This is a genomic window from Gemmiger formicilis (assembly GCF_016901605.1).
Taxonomy (GTDB): domain Bacteria; phylum Bacillota; class Clostridia; order Oscillospirales; family Ruminococcaceae; genus Gemmiger; species Gemmiger formicilis_B.
This window is the reverse complement of record NZ_JACJKP010000661.1, coordinates 1-250: the sequence shown is the minus strand read 5'-3', so window position 1 is coordinate 250 and position 250 is coordinate 1. Positions and strand designations below refer to the sequence as shown.

The window sequence follows — 250 nt, the reverse complement described above, 5'->3', positions numbered from 1 at the left end:
GTACACAATATCCCTGCAAACGGCTGAAGGCGCTGGATAAACGATACCGCACAAAATATCACATGAGCATGCTGGAAAACCTTGCCTTGATTCAAGCAAACGGTCTGGATGAATTTGTACGGCAGCAGAACGAGCGGTACCGGTGCAGCAGCTGCGGAAAACTGCGGACCGTGCATCAGGATTCCTGCCTCTATTGCGCTGCAATAGCCAAGGCAGATCGTAAAATACGCAGAAAATAAACGTGGCATCG

The 250-nt window shown here is 50.0% G+C and carries 1 pseudogene; it reads left to right on the top strand.

Annotated elements, in window-relative coordinates:
- Positions 1–239: pseudogene (locus tag H6B10_RS16360) on the top strand (hypothetical protein); the annotation flags it as partial.
- Positions 240–250: the final 11 nt, after the last annotated feature.